Source organism: Arenimonas sp., assembly GCF_019459675.1.
GTDB lineage: Bacteria > Pseudomonadota > Gammaproteobacteria > Xanthomonadales > Xanthomonadaceae > Arenimonas.
Window position 1 is genome coordinate 1 of record NZ_JAIBFH010000439.1, and the last position, 3,783, is coordinate 3,783.

The following is a 3,783-nucleotide window of genomic DNA, read 5'->3' on the forward strand; positions in this document are numbered from 1 at the left end:
GGGGCCACGCCCACACCGTGCCCAGCCGCACCCGGCCCTGGCCCCCAGCCCCGGCCCCCCCCCCCCCCCCCCCCCCGGCGCCGGCGCCGGAGCCGGCGAACTGATGCTGACCGCGGCGGGGCTGGCCAAGCGCTACAAGTCGCGGGAAGTCGTCACCGATTTCGGCCTGAGCCTGCGTCCGGGCGAAGTGGTGGGCCTGCTGGGCCCCAACGGCGCGGGCAAGACCACCTGCTTCTACATGATCGTGGGCCTGGTGGCGGCCGACAAAGGCCAGATCCTGCTCGACGGCAAGGACATCACCGGCCTGCCGATGCACGAACGCGCGCAGCGCGGCATCGGCTACCTGCCGCAGGAAGCGTCAGTGTTCCGCACGCTCAGCGTCGCCAACAACGTGGCGGCCGTGCTGGAGCTGAGGCCTGACCTGGACGCCGCCGGCCGCGCCCGCGAACTGTCGGCGCTGCTCGAGGAGCTGCAGGTGGGCCACGTGGCCGGCCAGGCCGGCGCCAGCCTGTCGGGCGGCGAGCGTCGCCGGGTGGAAATCGCGCGCGCGCTGGCGGCCAACCCGCGCTTCATGCTGCTCGACGAACCCTTCGCCGGCGTGGACCCGATTTCGGTCGGTGAGATCCAGAAAATCGTCCGCCATTTGAAGGATCGCGGCATCGGCGTGCTGATCACCGACCACAACGTGCGCGAAACCTTGGGAATCTGCGACCGCGCGTATATCCTCAACGCAGGTACGGTGCTGGCGCAGGGGACCCCCGACGCGGTGCTGGCCAATCCGGAAGTGCGTCGCGTCTACCTGGGCGACTCCTTCCGCCTGTAGCCCGGCAAGCGCCGCCCCGCGGATCGAGATGAAGCCCACCTTACAAACCCGGCTAGGCCAGCAGCTTTCCCTGACGCCCCAGCTGCGCCAGGCGATCCGCCTGCTGCAGCTTTCGGCGCTGGAGCTGGAGGCCGAGCTCAACCAGGCCAAGGACGCCAACCCGCAGCTGGAGCGCGAAGAAGACGCCGAAGAAGAAGCGGTGGACGACGTGTACTCGGCCACCAGCGAAGGCGACAAGGCCCCGGAGGCCACCCCGGGCGAAGAAGCTTCCGACCACCCCGACAGCGGCGACTACGACCCCGGCGAAAGCCCTGACTGGAACGAGTCCAGCGCCGGCGGCTACGAGCGCCGGGGCAATGGCGACGAGGACAGCGACGAGTTCACGGCGGCCGCGCCGGTGGACCTTCACGCCCACCTGCTCTGGCAGCTCCGGCTGAGCCACCTCAGCCCGCGCGACCTGGCCATCGGCGAAGCGGTGGTGGAAGCCATCAACGACGACGGCTACCTGGAAGGCCCGCTGCAGGACATCCAGGCGGCGCTGGCGCCGGAAGTGGTGGCCGAGCCGGGCGAGATTGAGACCGTGCTCCACATCATCCAGCACTTCGATCCGGTGGGAAGCGGCGCCCGCAGCCTTTCCGAGTGCCTGTGCGTGCAGCTGAGCCTGATCAGCGAAGACACGCCCGGCGTCGCGCTGGCCCGGGAGGTCTGCCGCAATCATCTGGACGTGCTGGCCAGGCAGGGTCCGCCCAAGCTGGCGGCCCAGCTGGGCGTGCCGGGCGAGCACATGGACCAGGCCGTGGCCCTGCTCAAGTCGCTGGACCCCAAGCCCGGCGCCCAGGTGAGCGCGGGCGAAGCCGAATACATCGCCCCCGACGCCATCGCCTACCGCCAGGGCGGCGTGTGGAAGGTGGTGCTGGCGGCCGGCAGCCAGCCCCGGCTCGGCATCAACCGGCACTACGAAAGCCTGATCGGCAAGGCCAGCCGCGAGGACGACAGCTACCTGCGCGGCCAGCTGCAGGAGGCCCGCTGGCTGATCAAAAGCCTGGAAACCCGCGCCGACACGCTGCTGCGCGTGTCCAAGTCCATCGTCCGCCAGCAAAGTGGCTTCCTCGACCACGGCCTGGAGGCCATGCGCCCGCTGACCCTGCGCGAGGTGGCGGAAGAACTGGACCTGCACGAATCCACCATCTCCCGCGCGACCACGCGCAAGTACCTGCGCACGCCCCGCGGCACGTTCGAGTTCAAGCACTTCTTCAGCTCGGGCATTGCCACCGAACACGGCGGCGCGGCGTCCGCGACAGCCATCCAGGCCATGCTCCGCAAGCTGATTGACGGCGAGAATCCCCGCGCCCCGCTTTCCGACCAGCGCCTGGCCGAGATACTGAAGGGCGAAGGCATCCCCGTGGCCCGGCGAACCGTGGCAAAATACCGCGAAGCAATGAATATTTCCGCGTCCAACGAACGGCAGCGACTGGCATGATGCCCGCGCCCCTCCGCCTGCCCGTTCCATCGCCGGGACGCCCTGTGAATCCGGCTTTTACGACACGGCCTCGAACCGGCGGCCGTGTCTTGTTGTGTGCGTGACCCATCCAGGAGGATCGTGACCATGCGGATCGACATCAACGGGCACCAAATGGAAATCACCCCACCGCTGCGCGACTACGTGCAGGACAAGTTTGCGCGCGTCGCTCGCCACTTCGACCACCCGCTTGACGCCCGCGTCACCCTGTCGGTGGATAAGCTGGAGCGGAAGGCAGAAGCCACGCTGTCCACCCCGGGCAAGACACTGCACGCCGAATCGGTGGCCCCCGACATGTATGCCGCCATCGACCTGCTGGCCGACAAGCTCGACCGCCTGGTGCTCAAGCAGAAAGAAAAGATGACCGACCATCACCGCGGTGCATCCCCCACTCGTTCGGACAGCTTCGGCTGACACTGCCATGCATTTGCTGGACCTGCTCACGCCCGCACGCGTAAAAGCCAACGTCGTCACCAGCGGCAAGAAGCGCCTGCTTGAACAGCTGGCAACGCTCCTGGCCGCCGGTGCCGACGGCGACAACGAACGCGGCATCTACGACAGCCTGTGCGGGCGTGAGCGCCTGGGCAGCACCGGCCTGGGCCACGGCGTTGCGATTCCGCACGGGCGCAGCAGCCGCCTCACCAGCGCCACCGGCGTGTTCATGAGGCTATCCGAGCCGGTGGACTTCAATGCGCCCGACGGCATGCCCGTGGACATCGTGTTCGCGCTGGTGGTGCCCGAGCATTACGCCCAGCAGCACCTGTTGCTGCTGGCGAACCTGGCCGAGATGTTCGGCGACGCCGGGTTCCGCGACCGCCTGCGGCAGGCGGGTGATTCGGCGGCGCTTTACGCGCTGCTGTCCGAATGGCAGTCCGAGCACCCGGCGGTCACCTGAGATGGCCGACCGCCTGCTCGCGCGCGACCTGTTCGAGGAGCTGCGCGAGCGCCTGGCGCTGCGCTGGCTGGTAGGAGGGCAGCGCGGCGGTGAACGGGTCATCGAGCGCGGCGAACACCTGTCGCGCCGGCCGTCGCTGGCGGGCTACCTCAACGTCATCCACCCCAACAAGGTGCAGATCATCGGCTCGGCCGAGCTGGCCTGGCTGGACGGGCTGGACGCCCGCCAGCGCTGGGAAGTGCTGCAGAAAATAATGGACTCGCGCCCGCTGGCGATGGTGATCACCCAGGACCAGTCCTGCCCCACCGACCTGCGGGAGCTGGCCGAGGAATCCGACACGCCGCTGTGGGTGTCGCCGCGCCGCGGCTACGAACTGCTCAACCTGCTGCAGTACCACGTGGCGCGCGCGCTGGCGCCGCGCATCACGATGCACGGCGTGTTCATGGAAATCTATTCCATCGGCGTGCTGATCACCGGTGACTCGGGCGCGGGCAAGAGCGAACTGGCCATCGAACTGGTGAGCCGCGGCCACCGCCTGGTGGCCGA

4 protein-coding genes and 1 pseudogene are annotated in these 3,783 nt (G+C 68.8%); all 5 read left to right on the plus strand.

Translation table 11 applies throughout. The features are described 5' to 3' along the window. Positions 1 to 103: 103 nt before the first annotated feature. Positions 104 to 823 carry an LPS export ABC transporter ATP-binding protein gene (gene lptB, locus K0M70_RS14540; RefSeq protein ID WP_290783163.1) on the plus strand — a complete coding sequence of 240 codons (720 nt, stop codon included), beginning with the start codon at positions 104 to 106 and terminating at the stop codon, positions 821 to 823. 28 nt (positions 824 to 851) lie between these two features. After that, positions 852 to 2,303, plus strand: coding sequence for an RNA polymerase factor sigma-54 (locus K0M70_RS14545; protein ID WP_290783157.1), 1,452 nt, complete (start codon positions 852 to 854; stop codon positions 2,301 to 2,303). Positions 2,304 to 2,429: 126 nt separating this feature from the next. Next, positions 2,430 to 2,756 (plus strand): ribosome-associated translation inhibitor RaiA, encoded by a 327-nt coding sequence (gene raiA, locus K0M70_RS14550; RefSeq protein WP_290783159.1) that lies wholly within the window; start codon positions 2,430 to 2,432, stop codon positions 2,754 to 2,756. A 7-nt stretch (positions 2,757 to 2,763) separates the two neighbouring features. Further along, the gene (locus K0M70_RS14555) at positions 2,764 to 3,237 is read left to right on the plus strand and encodes a PTS sugar transporter subunit IIA (protein WP_290783161.1); all 474 of its coding nucleotides are present in this window, start codon (positions 2,764 to 2,766) and stop codon (positions 3,235 to 3,237) included. Between the two features lies 1 nt (position 3,238). Next, a pseudogene (locus tag K0M70_RS14560) lies at positions 3,239 to 3,783 on the plus strand (HPr kinase/phosphorylase); the annotation flags it as partial.

Bases quoted from the DNA above. Each gene is read 5' to 3' on its own strand.
- lptB (WP_290783163.1), top strand. From the start codon at position 104: ATGCTGACCGCGGCGGGGCTGGCCAAGCGCTACAAGTCGCGGGAAGTC.
- K0M70_RS14545 (WP_290783157.1), top strand. From the start codon at position 852: ATGAAGCCCACCTTACAAACCCGGCTAGGCCAGCAGCTTTCCCTGACG.
- raiA (WP_290783159.1), top strand. From the start codon at position 2,430: ATGCGGATCGACATCAACGGGCACCAAATGGAAATCACCCCACCGCTG.
- K0M70_RS14555 (WP_290783161.1), top strand. From the start codon at position 2,764: ATGCATTTGCTGGACCTGCTCACGCCCGCACGCGTAAAAGCCAACGTC.